The following is an 18,233-nucleotide window of genomic DNA, read 5'->3' as shown; positions in this document are numbered from 1 at the left end:
TGTCAGATGCTGAGCCCGCCCATGACGTCCCAATCGTCTGTGCCGGCCGGGTCGGGCTCGAAGTCCATGTCCACTGCGTAGTGCAGACCGGCGAACGAGCCGGACGGGACGCCGGTGGGGCGGCCGCCGGTGCCGAACACGCAGTAGCGGGCGGTCAGTGCGCCGCGGACGAGCGCCCCGAAGGTGAACAGGCTGTTGGTGTTGCCGTAGCGGCTGCCGGGGAACTCGACTTCGAGCAGGAGGTCCACGTTGGCCGGGACGCTGATGGGCGACGAGAACGGCACATCGACCCATTGGGGGCCGCTGGGTTCTCCGCTGGATACTGCGGTGCCCAGGAGCGTGACGGTGTCCAGGCGCCACAGCCGCACGGTGTGCGGGCCGATGTTGTCCGTCGAGCCCTTCCAGAACTTGCCGCCGCGGACTTTGCCGGGGCGGTTCGCTTGGCCGACGACGCCGAGGCGCAGGTTGGCGGTGCTCTCGGAGTTGACGCTGACGCCGGGTTCGATCGGCGCGCGGTATCCGTAGGACGTGGCGATGGTGTCGGGCGGTCGGACGCCGGTGTTGTTGCGCTTGGCGATGCAGAGTGCCGGCCCGTACCGGACCTGCTCGCCGGTGACGTAGGCGGTGCCGGCGTCCCAGGCTCCGCGGAACAGGGCGGCTGCGCTGGCTCCGGCCGGTCCTTGTGGGCCGGTTGCCCCGGTCGCGCCGGGGGCTCCGTCTGCGCCGTCAGCGCCTGGTGCCCCGTCGTCCCCGGGCGGACCCTGGACACCCTGCGGGCCCTGTACGCCCTGGATGCCCTGCGCGCCTTGTGGTCCGGGGTCGCCCTGGGGGCCCTGCGGGCCGGTCGCACCTGTGGCTCCGGGCGGCCCGGGGTCGCCCTGCTCGCCCCGGGGGCCGGGCGTGCCGGTGCCGGCCACGACGATGGTCTCGGGCTCGGTGATGACGATGATGTCGGCGTCAGGCAACGGGGGTCACCACCCTGACGGTTCGCCAGCTGCCCCACACCGTGGCGTCGGCGGTGTCGAGTCCGACGTCCAGCCAGAGCGTGTACTCGGCGGGGGTGCTGGCTGCTGCGGTGACGGCGGGCTTGACGGTGACGATGACGAGGCCGTCTGCGGGGGTGACGGCGATGCTGCCGTCGGGGTCGGGGGTGCCGCTGGTGATGTCGGCGAGCATGCCGTCGGTGTCGCGGAGGAGGAACCGGACGGTGCGGCCGGTGAGGTCGACGGGTTGGTCCTGGGCGTCGCGGAAGCGGAATTCGCGGCTCCAGCTTTCGCCGCGGGCGATGCCGTCGAAGTCGTAGCGCACGGATCACCTCCCGGACATGACGGAGGCCCCGGAACCTGGTTAGGGCTCTCGGGGCCTGGGTCCAGAACGTCAATCAGATCTGCTTTGGTGCCAGCTTGATCCATGCTGTGATCGCGCCAGCAAGAGCGAGCGCAACGACGTATGCGCCTCCGGCGGCACCCGCACTGCTGCCACGCGGGATGGCAGCCAGGAGGATCACCTCAACCACAGTCGCCGCAGCGAAGCCCATCCACCAGCGCTGGTCCCCAGATCCGTACGTTCGCCGATTCGCCCAGTAGACGAATGGGCCCCACGCCCCAAGTCCGAAAGTGGCCAACGGCAGGAGAGCCCAAAGCGCGCGTTGCCAGGTTGGGATGTCCCGGTGTGATCGCGGTGGGTTGGTGATCGGGTTCGCCATCTGCCCTCCAAGCGTCGTCTGTGCGGACGACCTGCTTAGCAGTTGGCATCGAATCGCTCTGGCTGGTCGTGGAGTTCGTGACCGCTTGGTGACCGTAACGTCTGTGACGGCGGCCTGGGCCGCTCCTGTGTCCGGGCACGGCAAAGGCCCCGGAGTTGGACTCACGGGGCCTGAGGTTTTGCGGGCACGGTAAAGCCACGAGCTGCGGCCAGTGTGCCTGTGGATAACTCCCGCGTCAAGCCGATCATGTGCGCGCCACACGGCCGCTACATCGGCTCGGCGGGTGCCGCTACATCGCCGTGACCAGCCTTTCCGCGGTCCGGTAGGGGTGCGGGTCGGCCGGGGGAGGGGAGGTCGTCCCTGTGGATACCGCTGCGGACGAGGCCGCCGACGCGGACGGACGCGCGGACGGGGATGCCCATCGTCGCGAGGTTGGCGCGGAGGTCGGCGCGGGTCCAGTCGAGGCCGCCCTCGACGAGTACGGCGTGTAGCTCGTCGAGGTGGATGCCGGTGCGGTCGCCGATGAGCGCGTGCAGGTAGCCGGTGAACGTGTCGAGGGTGTGCTCGGCGGGGGTGGGTGCGCGGCGCCATGCCTGCCAGAGCCACCAGCAGCCGACCGGCGCGACGCCTGCGGGGCCGGCCTTGAGCGTGACGTAGGCGCCGAGCGCCAGGCCGCCGATGCGGCGGGCAGTGGCGCGCGGGTCGTCGCGGACGACCGCCCAGGCCCGAACGTGGCGGGCCTGGGCGGCGTTGCCGTCTGCGAGGCGGTGCAGCGCGGCGACGGGGCGTCGGGTCACAGGGAGCCGGTGACGCCGATGAGTGCGCCGACGAGGGACGCGACGACCTGATTGAGCGCGCGGCCGATGACGGAGTTGGCGAGCGCGAGGCCGAGGCACACGCCGAGCAGCATGTGCAGTCCGACAGCCTTCTTGTGCTTCAGGACGTACCAGACGGCGACGCCGAGCAGGACGGCCGAGATGCTGCCGGCGGTGACGACGGTGGCGCCGGTGTACGCGGGTGCCTGCGCGGGCGGGATGGGGGCCTGCTGTACGCCGGTTCCGGTGATCGGGGTGGGCGCGGGGATGGGGGTGGTGTCGGGCATGGGGGTCTCCAGGCGTGGTGGCCCGGGTGTGGGCAGCGCGTGGCGCCGGGCCCGTCACCGGGCGGGGTGACGGTTGGTCAGGAGATGCGGCGCAGGGTGCGGGTGACGGTGTCGCGCGGGACCTCGGAGCCGTGCACCTTGTGGACGGCTCGGACAATGTCCTCGACGTCGCGGACACCGAGCCGGACACAGTCCCGGACGGTGGCGCTGATCGTCCCCTCGCTGAGGTCGGTCACTTCGACTGACCTGCTGTCCTGCTGTCCGAGGACTGTCCGGACCGTGTCCGCGTCCACGTCGATGCGCACTTCGGCGAGCTTCTCGGCGATGTCCTCGGCGGTGGCCTCGGGCATGGTTGCGGCCGCAGCCCGGACGGCCGCGCGGACAGTCCCGTTCGCATGTCCGGGGGTGTCCGCGGGGGCGTCCGGGGTCTCGGCGGACACCGGGTCCAGGGTCGCGAGGCGGGCGCCGACCGCGCGCCGCAGGGTGCGCCAGGACTCCGCGGGGAACATCACCCAGGCGACGAGCGGGATGCGGGGGAGCATCTCGGGGACGAGGCCGCGGGCGTGCCGTTCGGTGTCGCGGAGGTCGCGCCGGTTCAGCTCGAAAAGCAGCTCGGCAAGCAGGCTCGTGGACGCGAACGCGATACCGGCCGGGACGCCGCCGACGGCATGGCCGTGCGTGTAGGTGATGACGCCGGATGCGGTGACGAACGCGAGGATGGCGGCGCGGGGGAGGCCGGCGGGGGTGCCGCGGGTGATGGCGCGGCGGGCGTATTCGGCGCAGACGAGCGCGGAGCCGTCGAACATCAGCGAGATGCCCCAGGCAAGTTCCGGCCTCATGCCCCAGGCCATGAGCCGGTGGGCGATGGACCATGCGGCGGCGGTCAGCATCATCGCGAGGACGAGGTACCAGGCGGCGCGGACGAGCCACGGCATGCGCGCGCCGATCGCGGGCGCTTTAGGATGCGCGGTAGCCACGGTGAGACCTCCAGAGGGTCTGTTGTGGTCAGGCCCCGGCTCGGTGTTGACGCACCGGCCGGGGCCGTTTTCGTTTGTGGGGGCGGCCGTTCAGACGCTGCTGGAGCGGCAAGCCGTGGAGCAGCCTACACGGTGAAGGCAAATGACGGGGTGTCAGGCGGCCTTGTGCAGGTTGACCTTGAGCGGCTGCCGGGCCGACCTGGTGGGGACGTGCAGCAGGGCGCCGAGTCGGCCGAGGTCGTCGAGGTGCCACAGCGGCCGGCCGTAGAGCCAGGTCGACGAGACGGCGTCGCAGGGGGCGTCACCGGAGCAGAGGACGTGCGGGCCGACGGGGGTGACGGCGTGGACGGTGAGCGGCCCTCCGCACCACGGGCAGGGCTGAAGGAGCGTGACGGGCCGCTCGTCGAGTCCGACGGCCGTCAGGACGGCGCGTGCTGCGGGCCGGAGTTGGGTCTCGATCCACGCGGCCTGGTCGACGGTGAGCATGCGTCGGTAGCCGAGGATGCGGCGGCAGGCTGACGGGGTGTCGGTGTCGGCTGACGGGGCGGGCACCAGGTAGGGCAGACGGAGCGCTTCGCGGGTCTCTGCCTCCACGTAGCGGACGGCGGCGGTGACGTCGCGGATGACGTCGATGACGTGGACTGTGGCGGGTGCCGGCGCGACGCCGCGGGCAAGCGTGGAGCGTTCGGCGCGCTCGATCCGGTCGCGCTCGACGATGGCCTCGGCGATCGGGCGGGCCAGGCTGTTGGTGCGGCGGCGGGTGCCGGGTTCGGTGGCGGCGAGCAGGTCGGGCCAGAACTCGGCGATGGTGTCGGCGGGGTGCGGGTGCATGGGGTGTGTCGCTCCCTGGTCGTACGCTGCGGGGGACCGTGCGTTCCGGCGTCGTGGTCCACCTGGTCGGCCCGCCCCTGGTGCAAGGGGCGGGCCGCTCTGCGTTCAGCCGTCGGTCTCGGCGGCGATCTCGTCGGGTGTGACGGTGCCGTCGGCGAGGCGTTTGATGGCGTGCGCGAGGTGCCAGCCGTCGCCGGGGAGTTGGTCGCCGAGCGCGTCGGCGAGCTGGGCGATCGAGACGAGGCGCGGGCGGGCGTCGCTGCTCTCGCGGATGGCGTCGGCCACGTCGGCCAGGCCCTGCGCAATGGCGGCGGTGAAGTAGGCGGTGGCCAGGCTGGATCCGGCAACGACGACTTCGGTTCGGACGTCGCCGAGCGGGATGCGGGCCAGGCGCGCGAATCCGTCGCGGATGTTCGCCTCGGCTGCTTGGCGGTTGTTCACGGCTGCTCCGGGGTGTCGTCGGGGCGGGGCTCGATGTGGGTCAGCGCGATGCCGCCCGCGTAGCCGTCGACGGACACGACCGGTTCGCCGTGGCCGAGGTTCCAGGCGTCGCTGCGGGTGCGGGTTACGAGGGGCGCTTCGTCGCGGCGGCCGAGCCAGGCGTGCACCGGGGTACCGACGGGGTGATGCGTGTTCCACTGGTCGGCGGTCATGCCGGGGCCGCGCGGGGTCGCCTTGCGGGCGGGGATGATGCATCCGCCGTTGTCGCCCGGGCCGATGGCGGCCGGGTTGGTGACGATGCCGCCGGTCGCGAACTCCGTTGCGTCGGTGTCGTCGTCGAGGACGGCGAGGATGTCGGACCGCACGGTCCCACCGCCCGCTCGGGCGATCGTTTCGACGGCGACGAGCCGGGCGCGCAGTTGCTCGGCGTCGGCGAGGGCCTCGGTCCGGACGTCCTCCAGCTTGTGCATGCGCGTGCGCAGCTCTGCAGCCTCGGCGCGAAGCTTGTCGGCCTCCTCCTGGGCGAGCCGGGTGGCTGCCTGGAGGGCCCCGTTGTTGAACCGCGCGGTGTCGCGTTCGGCCTGGACTTGTCGGTACTGGTGCCACAGCGGCGCGTCCTGGCCGGTGTACGCCTCGGCGAGGGCCAGCAGCAGCGGCAGGTGCTCGTAGTGCGTGCGGGCAAGTGCGGCCAGCCGCTGCGGGGTCTCGCCCGCGGTGATGTTGGCGAGGGTGGCCGTGTCGTCGCGGGCCTGGGCAAGCGCGCTCGTCCAGGTGCGGCCCTGTGCGGCGGCGGCTATGGCGAGCAGGCCCGCGATCACGTCGTGCAGCTCGTCGAGGGGGACGCGGACGCCGTCCTCGCAGGCGTGGACGAGGACCGCCGGGGACACGCCCTCAGGCGGGTAGGCCTGGAAGCTGAGTTCGCACCCGTCGGGGGTGTCGGCGTAGGTGTACGGCTCGGTCATCGCGGGGTGTCCTCGGTGTTGTCGGCCAGGACGGCCCAGTCGGGGAGGCGTTCGTCGAAGCTGCCGATGGTGCAGCTGCCCCCGGCGATGAGGTAGCGGCTCATGTATCCGGCGATGCGTCGCCACTGCTCGGCTGCGGCAGAGTCGCCGCGTTCGGCGGCGTTCTCGCGGAAGCGGTTGAGCTTGTCGATGTGGTGCTGGATCTTGCCGCGGGCCCAGGCGAGGGCGGCCGGATCGGCGTCGAGGTTCGGTGCCGTGTCGTGCCCGGGGTTGACGCTGCCGGTCAGCGTGTAGCCGCGGAGGTTGTCGCGGTCCTCGAACGCGGCACCGATCCAGCCGTCGCACAGGGCGACAAGCTCATCGGGGCCGTAGTAGTCGCCCTCGAAACGGACTTCGACGGCGAGGTGCGCGGTGTGGCGGGGATCGGTCATCGCGTTGTCTCCGGGTTGATGTGGCTGTCGTCGAGGACCGCACGTGCGACGTGGAGCGCGGCCTCGCTGGGGTGGCCGGTGTCGGCGTCGTGGTCCAGCCAGGCGGCGATCAGCAGGCCGAGGGTGGGGTCGAGGGTGGCGATCCAGATGCCGGTGGCGCGGTGGACGCGCGGCCCGTCGCCGCGGCCGGTTGAGCCGCCGCGGATGATCGGGTGGCCGCGGTCGGCGTAGAGGAGGGTGCCGGTCGTGGGCGTGCGGTCGCGGTAGCGCCACGGGGCTGCGCCGTCCGTTGTGGCGTCGCGGGCGAGGTTGCGGAGTCGGGCGGCGGCAGCGCGGAGGGTGTCGGTGTCGGTCATCGGATCTCCTGTGGTGTCAGGCGCCGGGCGGCGGCGGCGCGCCGCGATCAAAACGTCGGGCGATACGCCGGGCGTCCTCGGGCAGCGCGTTCGGTTTGGTCGTGATCGGGCTCGGGCCCTGGCATCGGGCTACGACGGTCACGGCGAGTTCGCTGACGGGGATGCCGTCGATGACGCCGTGCGTGATCAGGTCGCGGACGGCGCGCTCCAGTTCGGTGAGTTTGGGGCGGGGCATGGGTCCTCCTGGGTGTGGCCGGGCGCCGGGTTGGCCGGCGCCCGGCTGGCGAGCAAGATCAGAAAGGCGGTTCAGATCCGCCCTGCTGCCCCCATCCACCGCGGCCCTGGCTGCCCGCCCACGGGTCCTCGGCGGGCGCCTGACGGCCTCGCTGGGGCTCCCGCGGGGGCTGGCCACCCGCACCGGAGTTCGCGCCGCGAGACGCCCGCTCAACGCGCGCCGTCGCGAACGTCAGCGACGGGCCGATCTCGTCCACCTCGAGTTCGTACGTCGTGCGCGTCGCGCCGTCCTTCTCGTACGACCGCTGCCGCAGCCGGCCCTGCACGATCACGCGCATGCCCTTGGCGAGGGACTCGGCAACGTGCCCGGCGGCCTGGCGCCAGACCGAGCAGCGGAGGAACAGCGCGTCGCCGTCTCGCCATTCGTTCGCCTGCCGGTCGAAGGTCCGCGGCGTGGACGCCACGGTGAAGTTTGCGACGGCCGCGCCGGACGGGGTGAAGCGGAGCTCGGGATCGGCGGTGAGGTTCCCGACCACGGTGATGGTCGTTTCGTTGGCCACTAGCGGGTCTCCTTCAGGGTGGTGATGTCGGCGAGGGGGGTTCCAGCCGTGATCTGGGCGCGGAGGTCCAGGAGCCGGGCGAACGCTGCGGTGTCGCGCCGGTTGAGGGCCTTGCGGGTGGGCAGCGGGAGCAGTCCCCAGCAGTCGCGGCAGAGGTACTGCTGCGGCTGCTTCTGGCTGCCGCAGGAGGGGCAGGGAAGGCCGGCCATCAGGCGGTGTCCTTCGCGGTCGCGTTCCAGGCCTTGCGGCGGGCCTGGTGGGTGTCGTGGCGGCGGGTGCGCGTGCCGCTGTGGCTGGTGCACAACTGGCCGGCGGCGGATCCGCAGGTGGGGCAGTCCACGGCGATCTGCGGCAGTGAGGCGGCGAGATCGGGAGGGGTGGTCATGTCGGGATCTCCATCTGGATCGGGATGGCGGTCTGTCCGGGGTGGTGCTGCTCGGCCTGGCGGTCGTCGGCGCGGTGCGGCGCGCGGGGCTGGCGCGGCTGGAGGATGCCGAGCTCGGTGGCGCACTTGCGGCCGTAGCCGAGCGCGACCGACGCGGCGGCACGCAGCGGGCGCCGGCAGCCGCGGCAGACAGTCCGGCTGGTCACGCCGCAGGGCTCCGAGTACGCGTTGCGTCAGCCGCGGCGAGCGCCTCGTCGGGTGTGACGAGTCCGTACGCGATGGCCCGCACCGCGAGTTCGGTGCGGGATTGCGCGCCGAGGATCACCAGCAGCTCGCGGATGTGGGACTGGATGCCGCGGTCGGTGAGGTCCAGGTGCTGGGCGGCCTGCTCCGACGTCAGGCCCGCGGCAACCAATACGAGGACCTGGCGGCGGCGGTGGGTGATCCGCGGGATGTCCGAGCGCCGCGCGGGTTCGGGCCGGATTTCCCAGCCGTAGCTGCGAATGGTGCGGATCGCGGTGTCGGCGAGAACGGTGGCCAGGTGCTCGGCTCGGGGTACTCGGAACGCACGCAGGCGGTCAGTGAGGGCGCCGCGGATGGCGGCGGCAACGGCGGGCGGCGCGATGGCGGTCACAGTTCCTCCGGGATGTCGCGGCCGGTGGCGGCGGTGAGTTCGGCGACGGGCCGCGGGCGGGCCGCGGTCAGCGCTTCGGGGTCGGCGGCGCGGTGGCCGGCGGCGACCGCGGCGAGCTGCTCGCGACGCGCGGCGAGATAGACGGTCGGGTCGTCGTCGCCGGGGACGGGCACGTACCGGAATCCGTCGAGTGCTACGGCGCGGGTGCGTTTCAGCTCGGCGACGATGTCGGCAAGCGAGCAGAACGTCTGCCGCTCGGACACGCGGACGGCTGCGGCGCGGGCCTGCTCGATCGGGTAGCGGTGAAGCACGTCGTGCCACGCGTCGGCGGTGTGCGGATCGGTTCGGACCGCAGGGAACAGCGCGGCGACGTAGCGGACGAGTTGGATGGTCTCGGTGGAGTTCACGATGCCTCCTGGTGTGCTGCGGCCTCGGCGGCGTCGCGGGCCTGCGCGCGGGCGTACGCGGCGTCCCACTGCGCCTGCGTGAGGCCGCCGGCAACGGGCCGGTCGCGGTGCTGCTGCGGGTGCTGAAGTTGGCCGAGGGCGGTTTGGATGGTTCCGCCGGAGATCGACCGGCCTTCGCGGGCGATGAGGTCGAGCGCGCAGGCGAGGGTGTCGCGGGCCACGCCGTTGGTGATGGCGGTTCGGATGACGCCGCGGGTCGCGATGAAGGACTGCGCGCGGCCGGCGCCGTGGACGTCCCAGAACGCCGAGGTGAGCTCGTCGGCGATGGCGTGCCGGTTGGGCGTCGGCGCGGCGGCCTTCTGCGCGCGGCGCGGCTTGTCCGCGACGGGGGCCTCAGCGGGCGGAGCGTCGATCCCGGGAAGTGCGTCCGCAGCAGACGGGTCTACGGACGGTTCTTCTTTTAGGGACGGGTCTATAACGGGTACGGCCGCGTTGAGTGTGTGACGGCCAGGCGCAGAGTGTGTGACATCGGGGGTGTCACACACTTCAAGTGCGTGACGTCCGGGCGCAGAGTCTGTGACTTCCCCCTCGGTCACGAACTCTGAGGGCGTGACATCGGGTTCGGTCACACACTCTGCGTATGTGACCGTCACGGACGCAGAGTCCGTGACAGCGCCTGCGCGGGACTTCCGCTTGCGCTCCGCAGCGGCCGCTCGACGACGCTCCTCCTCTTCGACCAACTCGTCCCAGTCGGACGCCGGACGGACCTGCGAAAGCGCGAGCGTGTAGTTCGTGCAGCCGTTCACGATGCCGACCGCGGCAATGAGCCGGGCCTCCTCCAGGCGCCGGAGAGCGCGCTGCACCGTGCTGCGGTCCAGACCGGTGCGATACCGGATCGTCACGGTCGAAGGGCGAGCCTCGGAGCCGTCTTTCTGCGCGAACTCAGCGAGCACCTGGAGCACATGCCGCGCCGTGTGGTCCGGCTTGCCGGCCTCGGTGCGCAGCATGGGCGCGTCGCGCATCGCCCAGGTCACCGCCTCGTGGCTCACTCGGATCTCTCTCTCGGTCGTGCTGCTCGGGGTTGGTGCCGGCGCCCGACCGCCGGGGAGTCGCGGTCGGGCGCCGGAGTTCAGGTAGTTGCCGGGGTTGCGTCGCGCAGGATCCGTACTCGCTGGTACGTCGACCGGCGCTTGCCGCTGATGACGTGCGCCGCGTCGATCGCCGTCGAGGACGGAGCGGCGGGAACGAGCTGGTCCGCGTGCGGGCAGGTGCCGCACCAGCAGATCCGTGGCGGGCAGTACACCGATCGGCCCGGCTCCGGAAGGCCAGCGAGCGCCGCGGGCGTGTGTGCGGGGCAGCGCGCCCCCACCGCGTACAGGCGCACGCCTGCGATTGCGCGGCACCAGGCGCACATGAGCACTCTCATGCCCGGCCTCCGGCGAGCGTGCTGCCGGTCGCGAGCAGCCGTCGGTGCGCAGCGTTGTTCGCCTCACGGCACGCGTGATCGGGCGTCTCGCCGCGGCGCAGGTGCCGCTGGTACGCGGACCTCGTCCCGCACGGCGGCGGCTCCCCGCGGGCCTGCGGCACGAGGCCGGCCTCACGGCGCCACCGCTGGACCACCCGCTCCGTAGCGCCGACTGCCTCGGCAACCGTCCGCGGTCCGGCGCCGCGCCGGAACATCGCGACCGCGGCGAACTGCTGTTCGGCGTCGGTCAGCGTCGGGTGCGGCCCGTTGTCGCCGTTGACGACGCGTTCCACGGCGATCACGTCGATGTCGCCAAGCGTCGTATCGGTGGTGTCGACGCGGTACCGGCCGGTCATGACGGGCCGTCCGGGGCGCTGTCGGGCCGTGGCGGGGCCGTATGTTCGGGGAACACGGCGGCGAGCAGCGCGCAGGCCGGGCACAGCTCGATGCGGGCGTGCCGTCCGTGCGGCGTGCACAGCTCGCAGCGCTCCGGCGACATGGGGCTGACGTCGGGCGGCAGTTCGGCCGGCTCCGGGTTGGCGGCCTTCTCGCGGCGCTGGTAGTCCGCGGCGCAGACCGGCATCCAGGCCAGGAGCGCGAGCGAGGCGAGCCCGCAGGCCATGAGGATCACAGGCCACATGGGGTCACCTCCCCGCAAACCGGGCAGCACCATCCGGCGGCCGTCAGACGGCCGAGGCGGGGCGTATGCGACACGCATACCGGGCACCATCCGAGGTGCTCTGTGAACGGCGGCAGCAGGCGGACGAGTTCGGGGCGGACCGGGGCGGCCGCGGAGGGCCGCCCCGACGCGATGACGGTCGCCATCACGACTCGCCGCCCGCCGTCAGCGCGGGGAGGACGAGGTGTGCCAGGTCACCGCGCTGCCACGCTGCGGCGATGGCCTGGTTGCTGTCGGCGGGGAGCGTCATCCGCGCGTACGCCGCGCGCGGCTGGACCTCCACGCCCGGCACGTTGTGGACCTCACCCGTCTCCGGGTCGCACCACTGCGGAACCGTGCTGCTGGCCGCCGAAATGGACTTCAGCAGCGCCTTCTCCGTCGACGGGCGCACCCGCACGGTGAACGTCGGCTCGATCTCGCCCGGCATCACGCTCCGGACCCAGTCCCGCCACGCGGCCTCGTCGACGACCGTCGCGGCCGGGGGCGGCTGCACCAACGTGACCGAACCGATCGGCGTCGCGTCCGGCAACTCGATGCTGATCTTCGTGGTTCCGGTGGCCTTCTTCTGCTCGCGCAGCGCGGTCTTCAACTCCGTCTCGGCGTTGGCCAACGCGGAGTTGATCGAGGCTGCGAGGTTTCGCAGCACCGCGGTCCGCTGGGCGATGTCCTTGATGCTCACTTCGCACCCGCCAAGACCTGCGTCATCTCGCGGATTTCGGCGATGGTCAGCTCGGAGAGGTGCCGGCCGTGCCTGTCGCCTGCGTAGCCGTCGAGGTCGGTCTCGGCCACGTTGTGCCGGGCCGCCTCGGCGCGCAGCGCGGCGAGGGCCTGCTCGCGGTCCGCTCCCGGACCGGGTACGATCTCCGCCTCGATCACGTTGCTGTCGTTGCCCTGATCACTGCCATCGCCCTCGCCCGCGGGCTGCTCGGCCCGATCCGGCGACGCAGCGGCCTCAGCCAGGCGCTTGCCGATGTTGGTGATCTGCGTGAGCACCACGTCCGGCATGGACGCCTCGAAGGCTGCGCGGTAGATCTCGCGCACCGTTTCCGCGTTCGTGGCCGCGTTCGCCTCCGCGAGGAAGTCCCGCGTTGCGGGTGCTGCCCACGGGTGCGCCTGCGCGGGCCCGGCCTGTTCGGCGGTAACGACGGGAACGCCTTCTTCGTCCACGTCGGCGCCGAGTTCCTCCGGGGTGTAGTGCACGCCGGACAAGGCCTCTTCGCACGCGTCGCGGGCGGCCTCGCTCACGGCGCGCGCCTTCAGCATCGCTGCCGGGTACCGCTCCCAGGGCTTCGGGCGGCCCTTCGAGTCGCGCGACCACAGCTTGCCGTTCTTCTCTTCCACCAGACCGGCAGCGATTGCGCGCTCGATCGTCCACTCGGCACGGAACACGAACTCCGGGTCGTCGGAGCGCACGATCTCTGCGACGGCTCGCCGGTCGTCACCGGAGACCCTGAGGCGATGGCCGGCACGGCGGACGAGCGCAGCGATGAGTCCGGCGCTCGCGGTCGGCTTGCCCTCGATGACGTGGATGCCGTTGATGGCGGCCATCGGCGACAGGTTCAGCATCTCGCCGTACTCGATGGCGTACAGCACGTTCGCGGGCTGCGCGCGGTACTGCGAGGGCAGCAGGCCGGAGTTCGCCAACTTCTCGGCGTAGTTGACCTTGTCCAGCAGCGTCGGGGCGGCGGGGCGGATGGCGAGTTCGGTCATGCCGGAACCTCTTCGTGGTCCGTGGGTCGGTAGCCGCGGATGCAGAACTCGCAGTCGGCGGCGGGGTCATCAGGTGCGATGCCGGTCTCGCGGCAGATCTCGCACGGGATCAGGTCCGGGTCGTTCGGGGCCGCCACCCGGGGGGCGGGCGGCGGCCCCGTCATCGCCGAGCCGCGAATCACTCGCGGTCCGCGTCGTCGATGGCGCCGAACATGGCGGTCAGGCCGTATTCGGTGGGCACCCCGTTCTCATCGGCCGTAGCGGGGCCGTCGTCGGCGGGGTCGCACGGGTCGTAGTCGTCGTAGCCGAGGCCCTGGTACGGCTCGTCCTCGGCCGGGTCGTACACGTCGTCCGCGGCGGCGAGCTCGGCGTTGCGCTCGTCGTCGAGCGCGTCGAGGGCGAACTCGGCGTCTCGCTCGTCCTCGTAGCTCCAGCCCTCGCCGATGTCGTCGTTGGTCATGCCGTCGTACGGGTCGACGGTGGCGAGGTGCGCGGCGATGGCGTTCCGGACGGCCGGGTCGGAGTAGCAGCCGTCCTGCACCGGTGCCGCGCCGAGGTCGTCCAGCGCGGCAACGACGGCGGCCTGGTCGACGACCGGCAGCCCGTGCGCCGGAACGTCGCGGTGCACCGGCATCTCGGTCACGGACGCGACCATGCGCAGCTCCGGGAACGCGGTGTACACCACCGCGCCGCGCCCGTGCTCGTACGGAACCGTCCGGGCGCCGGCCCCGGCAATCGTCAGCGCAGCGGCGTAGGCAGCGGTGCGCGTCCAATACAGGCCCTCGCTGGCCTGCTTGTCCGGGTCCATCGCCCACACGATGTATGCGGTCGTCGGCATCGCCGGGCCGAGCTCCGGCGGCGGAACCGGCAGACCGGCGAACGCGGCCGACACGCCGCGCCCCAGCGTGCGGTCCACGCTGCGCCGCGCCGGCGTCCGCCCGGCCGGGCGCTCGACGGTCACCTCCACCATGCGGTGGCCGGGCGCGTCCTCGACGATCCGCCGGCCGACGACGGCCGAGCCGGGCGGGACCGCGACGACACCGGAACCGGTGCACTCGGCGGGGGTCGGGGGGATACCGTGGTTCTGCAACGTCATCCACTCCTCTTCAGGGTTCAGGTGGGTGGCGGGGTCTGGCCGTCCCGGGGGTGAGAGATCGGGGCGGCCGCCCTCATGTCTGGGGACAGATCAGGCGGCGCGGGAACGGCGGCGGAGCTTGGCCTCCGCCTGCGCGCGGTCGGCGGCCTCGGCGGCCGCCTTCTTGGCCTGCCTGGCGGCGACACCGGCCGCGGCGAGCTTGTTGAACGCCGCCTGCTGCCGGGACCGGGTGCGGGCTTCGAGCTGCTCGTCCGTCAGCTCTTCGCCGCGGGCGGCGGCCTCCTCACGGACGGCCTTCTCGTGGCGCGTCCAGTGGCTGGACTTGGTGGCCGCGGCCGTACGGGCCCGGCGGTCCGTCGTGTTGCTCCAGCTCATGTGAGCCGCCTGCCGGGCGCGCATCGAACGCTGAGCGGGGGTCATCGATCACTCCTTTGTCGTCCGTGTCCCCGGACGCGGACAAGATGGGCCGAAAAAGAGACCTGCGGTTCACGTGCAGTGCTGCGGCGATGCGGTCGGCGTCGTCCTCCGTGACGGAGTCCCGCCGGCCGTCGCCGCTGATCATGTACTGAACCTTGCTCTTCGAGATCCCGGTCTTGGCAGCCAGGCTGCGCACGGAATGCCGGGATCCCTGGGGGGTCGGGCCTTCCATGAGGCGCCGCAGGAGCAGGCCGTCATGCAGGCGGTATCGGGTCTGGCGCAAGTTCGGCTACTCCTTGCTGTCCGTGTCCCCGGACACGGACAAGCTAAGCACGTCTGTCCCTTCATGTCCACAACCTCGCCAGAATCTCGCCAGTGTCCACAGATTCGGGCAACATCTCGCCAAACTGCGCAGGCCGTATGGCTGTCCGCGTCCGCGTCTGTGGACAATGGCAACCGGCGGCGTTGCCGGACGCCGCGGACCGCACGTACCCGGGGGCGACATGAAGGACGTACTGATGGAGGACCAGCCACTGAGCCGCCTCATCCAGGAGGCACTGGACGGAGGCCTCACCGTGCGCGAACTGGCCGCGCGGTGCATCGACCCTGATAGCGGCTACACGCCGAGCAAGACGTTGATCGGCGACATCAAGCTGGGGCATTCCGTCAAGCTGAACCCCAAGCTCGTGGCTGCCCTGGCCGCCGGCCTCGGCCTCGATCCGCAGCGCGTCGCCATCGCGGCGGCTGTCCAGTTCGCCGGCCTCCGGGCCACCCAGGTCTTCGAGGGCGAGACTGCCCCGGACGCCGTCGCCACGGTCGTACACCGGCCGGGCGCGGTGCGGGACGGATCCCGCAACCGCGCCCACATCGACCGAATCGAACAGGAAGAGTTCGGCGACTAACCAAAACGGATCAAGCTCCCCCGGTGAGTTTCCGCCAAACGTGTACGGGGCAGGCGTATTGTTGGCAGTCCTCTCCCGCTCGAACGAGAGTTCGAGTAGTCATGCCCCGGGGGGCTGCATGACCGACCACACCCCGACTCTGCACCGCGTGCCACGGCCACGAATCCTCGTCGAGGCCGACCGACTCGATCCCGGCTGTGACCTCCTGGTCTACAACCACCCAGAGGTCTACCGCATGATCCTCGAAGAGGAAGCCCCGCCGGCAGCAATCGCTGCCGCGCTGACGACCTACCTCCGAGACGCCTGGAGCGCAGGACAGCTGAGCCTGACGCCCAACATGCAGCAGCCCACCACGGTGATTCCCGCGGCCCGATAGGACGGGCCACTGGACGCCCCGGCCCGGCTCATTTGAGCCGGTCGCCGGGGCTCAGCCGCTTATGGGCCTCACGCGCCCGCTCGTCGCCCGCAGAGGCCCCGTAGCGGCTCAGCATCGCCCGCGACGACCAGCCCATGATGCGCATGAGCTCGTCCTCGCCGCCGCCCTGCAACTTCCAGGTGTGCGCGAGGGTGTGCCGGAACTGGTGCGGGTGGATGTGCTCCAGGCCGGCGGCCTTCGCCCGGCGCCCGAGCATCTGCCCGATGCCGAACACGCCCATTGCCCGCTTCGACTTGATGCCGATCCACAGCGGCGACTCAGGCTCTGTTGCCGAGGCCCCGGCATGGCGCGACAGGGCACGTAGGTAGCGGTCCACGGCCAGTGCCGAGGCCCTACCGAACGGGACCGCGCGGGGCCGCCGTCCCTTCCCGAGGACGCGCAGCACGTTCTGGTTCAGGTCAGCGTCGTCGATCGTGGTCAGCGTGATCTCGGACAGGCGTGCCCCGGTGTCGAGCAGCAGCATCAGGATCGCCGTGTCTCGGCGGTCCGCGAACTCCTTGCCGGCACACGTCTTCAGCAGCTTCAGGATCGCGTCGTCGGCGAGTACGGGCACGACAGTGTCCTCGGGCTTCGGTGCTTTCATCGTCCGCATCGGGTGGCGGTCGATCTCCTCTTCGTCGACCAGCCACCCGAAGAACGTCTTGAGGCTGCGGAAATGTTGGTTCGCGGTGGTCCGGCTGGTCCGCTCGCGTACGGCTGTGATGTACGCCCCGATGTGCTCGCGGTGAATTGCCTCGATCGTTGCCGGTGCCGGCCGGGCCTTTTCATCCGGAGGTGTGTATGCGAGCAGGGACGCGGCCAGGCCGCGGGCGGCCCGCTCGTAGATTTTGATCGTGTTGGGGGAGAGGTCTTGGTCCTTCAGGGCGCGGAGCCACGAACCGATGAGCGGCGTCAGGTCGTACGGCTGCTCGTCCTGGATGTGTGCGCGCTTCGTCATAAAGGCGAAGGTAAAGCCCCTGGAAGGCACTTGGTGGATGACAGACGTGCTACCGGCCAACCTGGCGCTTACGCCGTTCTTACGCTCGTTATACCTAGTCTGACCAGGCGAAAGCCTTTGAGTGTGCCCCCGGCAGGAATCGAACCTGCGACCAAGTGCTTAGAAGGCACCTGCTCTGTCCGCTGAGCTACGGGGGCTGGGGCGATTGAGGATCATGCACGGGATCCGGTCGCGGCACAACACAATAGGGCCGGTACCCGTTGGTACTGCCCGCGCCGCAGCGACCGTTACCTGATCAGACGCAGTTGGCGGCCAGAATGTGATCGGGCGGGGTTCCGGTTCGTGGCAAATCGGACACGGGCCGGCCCGGGGCGTCCGACCGCCGGTCGGCAGGGGCTCCGGAACCGCCCGGTTCATGGCCACCCACCTGCGAGGACGTACATAAGTGAACGGCACCAGGCCGCTGCGCGCGGCGCTCATCGGGTACGGGCTGGGCGGCGCCGCCTTCCATGCTCCCTTTCTGGGCGCGCTGCCGGAATTCGAACTGGCGGCCGTGGTCACCGGCAATCCCGAGCGGGCGGCGGAGGTCCGGGCCAGGTACGGCGACTCCACCGAGATTTTCGCCACTCCGGATCTTCTGACCGCGCGGGCCGAGGAATTCGATCTTGCGGTGGTGACGGTGCCGAACCGCTTCCATGCGCCGCTGGCCGCGCAGGCGCTGGAGGCGGGTCTTCATGTCGTGGTCGACAAGCCGTTCGCCGGGACGCCGGGGGAGGGGCGGGCTCTCGCGCGCCTTGCGGACACGAGCGGCCGACTGCTGTGCGTCTTCCAGAACCGCCGCTGGGACGGCGATTTCCGGACGGTGCGGCAGTTGATGGAGGCCGGTGAGCTGGGGGATGTGCACCGCTTCGAGTCGCGGTTCGAGCGGTGGCGTCCGCAGCCGGCCGCGGGCGGGTGGAAGGAGGACGCGGACCCGGCGGCATTGGGCGGCATCCTCTATGACCTCGGCAGCCACCTGATCGACCAGGCCGTGGCGCTGTTCGGGCGCCCGGAGAGCGTGTACGCGGAACTGGACCTGACGCGGCCCGGGGTCGTGGTGGACGATGACTCGTTCGTGGCGCTCACGCATCCGGGCGGGGTCCGCTCGCACCTGTGGACGAGTGCGGCGGCCGCGGACCTCGGCCCGCGCTTCCGGGTGCTGGGGAGCCGGGCGGCGTATGTGAAGTACGGCATGGACGTGCAGGAGGCGCTGCTGCGGGCGGGGCAGGCGCCGGTCGGCGCGGAGTGGGGCGCGGAGGAGCCGGAGGCGTGGGGGAGGCTCGGCACGCCGGACGCTATGGCGGCGGTGCGGACGCTGCCGGGGGCGTACGGCGACTTCTACCGGGCCGTCGCGGCCGCGGTGCGGGAGGGCGCCGCACCGCCGGTCCCGCTCGCGGAGTCGATCGCGGTACTGGAGACGATCGCGGCGGCCCAGCAGTCGGCGCGGGCGGGGAGGGTGGTGGCGCTGCCGAAGGTCGAGGGCTGACGGGTCGGCGCATGCTGGGCCCTCACCTTCCACCACCCGTT

The 18,233-nt window shown here is 71.6% G+C and carries 28 protein-coding genes and 1 tRNA gene; 3 read left to right on the top strand and 26 right to left on the bottom strand.

Going from position 1 to position 18,233, the window contains the following annotated elements:
• Positions 1-2 precede the first annotated feature (2 nt).
• The 24 genes from LZ495_RS44315 to LZ495_RS31500 form a co-directional block, all read right to left on the bottom strand.
• The gene (locus LZ495_RS44315) at positions 3-965 is read right to left on the bottom strand and encodes a DUF4082 domain-containing protein (RefSeq protein ID WP_268823585.1); all 963 of its coding nucleotides are present in this window, start codon (positions 963-965) and stop codon (positions 3-5) included.
• On the bottom strand, positions 958-1,308 hold the full coding sequence (locus LZ495_RS31610) for a hypothetical protein (protein WP_235056387.1): 351 nt from the start codon (positions 1,306-1,308) through the stop codon (positions 958-960). The genes LZ495_RS44315 and LZ495_RS31610 overlap by 8 nt, the downstream gene beginning before the upstream one ends.
• Positions 1,309-1,971: 663 nt before the next feature.
• Complete coding sequence (locus LZ495_RS31605) at positions 1,972-2,502, bottom strand: hypothetical protein (protein WP_235056386.1); 531 nt, start codon at positions 2,500-2,502, stop codon at positions 1,972-1,974.
• The gene (locus tag LZ495_RS31600; RefSeq protein ID WP_235056385.1) at positions 2,499-2,807 is read right to left on the bottom strand and encodes a hypothetical protein; all 309 of its coding nucleotides are present in this window, start codon (positions 2,805-2,807) and stop codon (positions 2,499-2,501) included. Before LZ495_RS31600 ends, LZ495_RS31605 begins: the two co-directional genes overlap by 4 nt.
• Before the next feature lie 77 nt (positions 2,808-2,884).
• Positions 2,885-3,742 (bottom strand): DUF2637 domain-containing protein, encoded by an 858-nt coding sequence (locus LZ495_RS31595; RefSeq protein ID WP_235056384.1) that lies wholly within the window; start codon positions 3,740-3,742, stop codon positions 2,885-2,887.
• Positions 3,743-3,937: 195 nt separating this feature from the next.
• Positions 3,938-4,615, bottom strand: coding sequence for a hypothetical protein (locus tag LZ495_RS31590; protein ID WP_235056383.1), 678 nt, complete (start codon positions 4,613-4,615; stop codon positions 3,938-3,940).
• Positions 4,616-4,720: 105 nt separating this feature from the next.
• The gene (locus LZ495_RS31585; RefSeq protein ID WP_235056382.1) at positions 4,721-5,056 is read right to left on the bottom strand and encodes a hypothetical protein; all 336 of its coding nucleotides are present in this window, start codon (positions 5,054-5,056) and stop codon (positions 4,721-4,723) included.
• Positions 5,053-6,018, bottom strand: a complete 966-nt coding sequence (locus LZ495_RS31580) for a hypothetical protein (protein ID WP_235056381.1) — start codon at positions 6,016-6,018, stop codon at positions 5,053-5,055. The genes LZ495_RS31585 and LZ495_RS31580 overlap by 4 nt, the downstream gene beginning before the upstream one ends.
• The gene (locus tag LZ495_RS31575) at positions 6,015-6,449 is read right to left on the bottom strand and encodes a hypothetical protein (protein ID WP_235056380.1); all 435 of its coding nucleotides are present in this window, start codon (positions 6,447-6,449) and stop codon (positions 6,015-6,017) included. Before LZ495_RS31575 ends, LZ495_RS31580 begins: the two co-directional genes overlap by 4 nt.
• Complete coding sequence (locus tag LZ495_RS31570; protein ID WP_235056379.1) at positions 6,446-6,805, bottom strand: hypothetical protein; 360 nt, start codon at positions 6,803-6,805, stop codon at positions 6,446-6,448. The genes LZ495_RS31575 and LZ495_RS31570 overlap by 4 nt, the downstream gene beginning before the upstream one ends.
• 16 nt (positions 6,806-6,821) lie before the next feature.
• Positions 6,822-7,040 (bottom strand): hypothetical protein, encoded by a 219-nt coding sequence (locus LZ495_RS31565; protein WP_235056378.1) that lies wholly within the window; start codon positions 7,038-7,040, stop codon positions 6,822-6,824.
• 58 nt (positions 7,041-7,098) lie between these two features.
• Positions 7,099-7,599, bottom strand: a complete 501-nt coding sequence (locus LZ495_RS31560; RefSeq protein WP_235056377.1) for a single-stranded DNA-binding protein — start codon at positions 7,597-7,599, stop codon at positions 7,099-7,101.
• A complete protein-coding gene (locus LZ495_RS31555) occupies positions 7,599-7,808 on the bottom strand; it encodes a hypothetical protein (protein ID WP_235056376.1) in 210 nt (69 codons plus the stop codon). Before LZ495_RS31555 ends, LZ495_RS31560 begins: the two co-directional genes overlap by 1 nt.
• Complete coding sequence (locus tag LZ495_RS31550) at positions 7,808-7,984, bottom strand: zinc finger domain-containing protein (RefSeq protein WP_235056375.1); 177 nt, start codon at positions 7,982-7,984, stop codon at positions 7,808-7,810. The genes LZ495_RS31555 and LZ495_RS31550 overlap by 1 nt, the downstream gene beginning before the upstream one ends.
• Positions 7,981-8,190 carry a DUF6011 domain-containing protein gene (locus LZ495_RS31545; RefSeq protein ID WP_235056374.1) on the bottom strand — a complete coding sequence of 70 codons (210 nt, stop codon included), beginning with the start codon at positions 8,188-8,190 and terminating at the stop codon, positions 7,981-7,983. The genes LZ495_RS31550 and LZ495_RS31545 overlap by 4 nt, the downstream gene beginning before the upstream one ends.
• Entirely contained in the window at positions 8,187-8,618 is a 432-nt protein-coding gene (locus tag LZ495_RS45055) for a response regulator transcription factor (RefSeq protein WP_235056373.1), read from the bottom strand. Before LZ495_RS45055 ends, LZ495_RS31545 begins: the two co-directional genes overlap by 4 nt.
• A complete protein-coding gene (locus tag LZ495_RS45050) occupies positions 8,615-9,025 on the bottom strand; it encodes a replicative helicase loader/inhibitor (protein ID WP_235056372.1) in 411 nt (136 codons plus the stop codon). The genes LZ495_RS45055 and LZ495_RS45050 overlap by 4 nt, the downstream gene beginning before the upstream one ends.
• Positions 9,022-10,074 (bottom strand): helix-turn-helix domain-containing protein, encoded by a 1,053-nt coding sequence (locus LZ495_RS31530; protein ID WP_235056371.1) that lies wholly within the window; start codon positions 10,072-10,074, stop codon positions 9,022-9,024. The genes LZ495_RS45050 and LZ495_RS31530 overlap by 4 nt, the downstream gene beginning before the upstream one ends.
• Before the next feature lie 373 nt (positions 10,075-10,447).
• Positions 10,448-10,846, bottom strand: coding sequence for a hypothetical protein (locus LZ495_RS31525; RefSeq protein ID WP_235056370.1), 399 nt, complete (start codon positions 10,844-10,846; stop codon positions 10,448-10,450).
• Positions 10,843-11,130: a hypothetical protein gene (locus LZ495_RS31520; protein WP_235056369.1), complete on the bottom strand. Its 288-nt coding sequence runs from the start codon at positions 11,128-11,130 to the stop codon at positions 10,843-10,845. Before LZ495_RS31520 ends, LZ495_RS31525 begins: the two co-directional genes overlap by 4 nt.
• A gap of 184 nt (positions 11,131-11,314) precedes the next feature.
• Positions 11,315-11,848, bottom strand: coding sequence for a hypothetical protein (locus LZ495_RS31515; protein ID WP_235056368.1), 534 nt, complete (start codon positions 11,846-11,848; stop codon positions 11,315-11,317).
• On the bottom strand, positions 11,845-12,879 hold the full coding sequence (locus tag LZ495_RS31510; protein WP_235056367.1) for a recombinase family protein: 1,035 nt from the start codon (positions 12,877-12,879) through the stop codon (positions 11,845-11,847). Before LZ495_RS31510 ends, LZ495_RS31515 begins: the two co-directional genes overlap by 4 nt.
• Before the next feature lie 178 nt (positions 12,880-13,057).
• Entirely contained in the window at positions 13,058-13,975 is a 918-nt protein-coding gene (locus tag LZ495_RS31505) for a hypothetical protein (protein WP_235056366.1), read from the bottom strand.
• Between the two features lie 90 nt (positions 13,976-14,065).
• Positions 14,066-14,395, bottom strand: coding sequence for a hypothetical protein (locus LZ495_RS31500; RefSeq protein ID WP_235056365.1), 330 nt, complete (start codon positions 14,393-14,395; stop codon positions 14,066-14,068).
• Between the two features lie 515 nt (positions 14,396-14,910).
• Here LZ495_RS31500 and LZ495_RS31495 point away from each other — a divergent pair.
• Complete coding sequence (locus LZ495_RS31495; RefSeq protein WP_235056364.1) at positions 14,911-15,294, top strand: hypothetical protein; 384 nt, start codon at positions 14,911-14,913, stop codon at positions 15,292-15,294.
• Positions 15,295-15,442: 148 nt separating this feature from the next.
• Positions 15,443-15,670: a hypothetical protein gene (locus LZ495_RS31490; protein WP_235056363.1), complete on the top strand. Its 228-nt coding sequence runs from the start codon at positions 15,443-15,445 to the stop codon at positions 15,668-15,670.
• Between the two features lie 28 nt (positions 15,671-15,698).
• On the opposite strand, the gene LZ495_RS31485 is transcribed toward LZ495_RS31490, so the two are convergent.
• Together LZ495_RS31485 and LZ495_RS31480 are read right to left on the bottom strand one after the other, a co-directional pair.
• Positions 15,699-16,667, bottom strand: a complete 969-nt coding sequence (locus tag LZ495_RS31485; protein WP_235056362.1) for a tyrosine-type recombinase/integrase — start codon at positions 16,665-16,667, stop codon at positions 15,699-15,701.
• Between the two features lie 124 nt (positions 16,668-16,791).
• Positions 16,792-16,864, bottom strand: a tRNA-Arg gene (locus LZ495_RS31480).
• Between the two features lie 248 nt (positions 16,865-17,112).
• On the opposite strand from LZ495_RS31480, the gene LZ495_RS31475 reads away from it, so the two are divergent.
• Positions 17,113-18,192: a Gfo/Idh/MocA family protein gene (locus LZ495_RS31475; RefSeq protein WP_235056361.1), complete on the top strand. Its 1,080-nt coding sequence runs from the start codon at positions 17,113-17,115 to the stop codon at positions 18,190-18,192.
• Positions 18,193-18,233 lie beyond the last annotated feature (41 nt).

It is taken from the genome of Yinghuangia soli (assembly GCF_021502675.1).
In the GTDB taxonomy this organism is placed as follows: domain Bacteria; phylum Actinomycetota; class Actinomycetes; order Streptomycetales; family Streptomycetaceae; genus Yinghuangia; species Yinghuangia soli.
This window is presented reverse-complemented; position numbering and strand designations above follow the sequence as displayed.

Excerpts from the sequence above, each read along its gene's own strand:
- LZ495_RS31550 (WP_235056375.1), bottom strand. The coding sequence starts at position 7,984 with ATGACCACCCCTCCCGATCTCGCCGCCTCACTGCCGCAGATCGCCGTG.
- LZ495_RS31500 (WP_235056365.1), bottom strand. The coding sequence starts at position 14,395 with ATGACCCCCGCTCAGCGTTCGATGCGCGCCCGGCAGGCGGCTCACATG.
- LZ495_RS31580 (WP_235056381.1), bottom strand. The coding sequence starts at position 6,018 with ATGACCGAGCCGTACACCTACGCCGACACCCCCGACGGGTGCGAACTC.
- LZ495_RS31600 (WP_235056385.1), bottom strand. The coding sequence starts at position 2,807 with ATGCCCGACACCACCCCCATCCCCGCGCCCACCCCGATCACCGGAACC.
- LZ495_RS31555 (WP_235056376.1), bottom strand. The coding sequence starts at position 7,808 with ATGGCCGGCCTTCCCTGCCCCTCCTGCGGCAGCCAGAAGCAGCCGCAG.
- LZ495_RS31485 (WP_235056362.1), bottom strand. The coding sequence starts at position 16,667 with ATGACGAAGCGCGCACACATCCAGGACGAGCAGCCGTACGACCTGACG.
- LZ495_RS31590 (WP_235056383.1), bottom strand. The coding sequence starts at position 4,615 with ATGCACCCGCACCCCGCCGACACCATCGCCGAGTTCTGGCCCGACCTG.
- LZ495_RS31595 (WP_235056384.1), bottom strand. The coding sequence starts at position 3,742 with ATGCCGTGGCTCGTCCGCGCCGCCTGGTACCTCGTCCTCGCGATGATG.
- LZ495_RS31520 (WP_235056369.1), bottom strand. The coding sequence starts at position 11,130 with ATGTGGCCTGTGATCCTCATGGCCTGCGGGCTCGCCTCGCTCGCGCTC.
- LZ495_RS31495 (WP_235056364.1), top strand. The coding sequence starts at position 14,911 with ATGGAGGACCAGCCACTGAGCCGCCTCATCCAGGAGGCACTGGACGGA.
- LZ495_RS31510 (WP_235056367.1), bottom strand. The coding sequence starts at position 12,879 with ATGACCGAACTCGCCATCCGCCCCGCCGCCCCGACGCTGCTGGACAAG.
- LZ495_RS31565 (WP_235056378.1), bottom strand. The coding sequence starts at position 7,040 with ATGCCCCGCCCCAAACTCACCGAACTGGAGCGCGCCGTCCGCGACCTG.
- LZ495_RS31575 (WP_235056380.1), bottom strand. The coding sequence starts at position 6,449 with ATGACCGATCCCCGCCACACCGCGCACCTCGCCGTCGAAGTCCGTTTC.
- LZ495_RS31570 (WP_235056379.1), bottom strand. The coding sequence starts at position 6,805 with ATGACCGACACCGACACCCTCCGCGCTGCCGCCGCCCGACTCCGCAAC.
- LZ495_RS31505 (WP_235056366.1), bottom strand. The coding sequence starts at position 13,975 with ATGACGTTGCAGAACCACGGTATCCCCCCGACCCCCGCCGAGTGCACC.
- LZ495_RS31525 (WP_235056370.1), bottom strand. The coding sequence starts at position 10,846 with ATGACCGGCCGGTACCGCGTCGACACCACCGATACGACGCTTGGCGAC.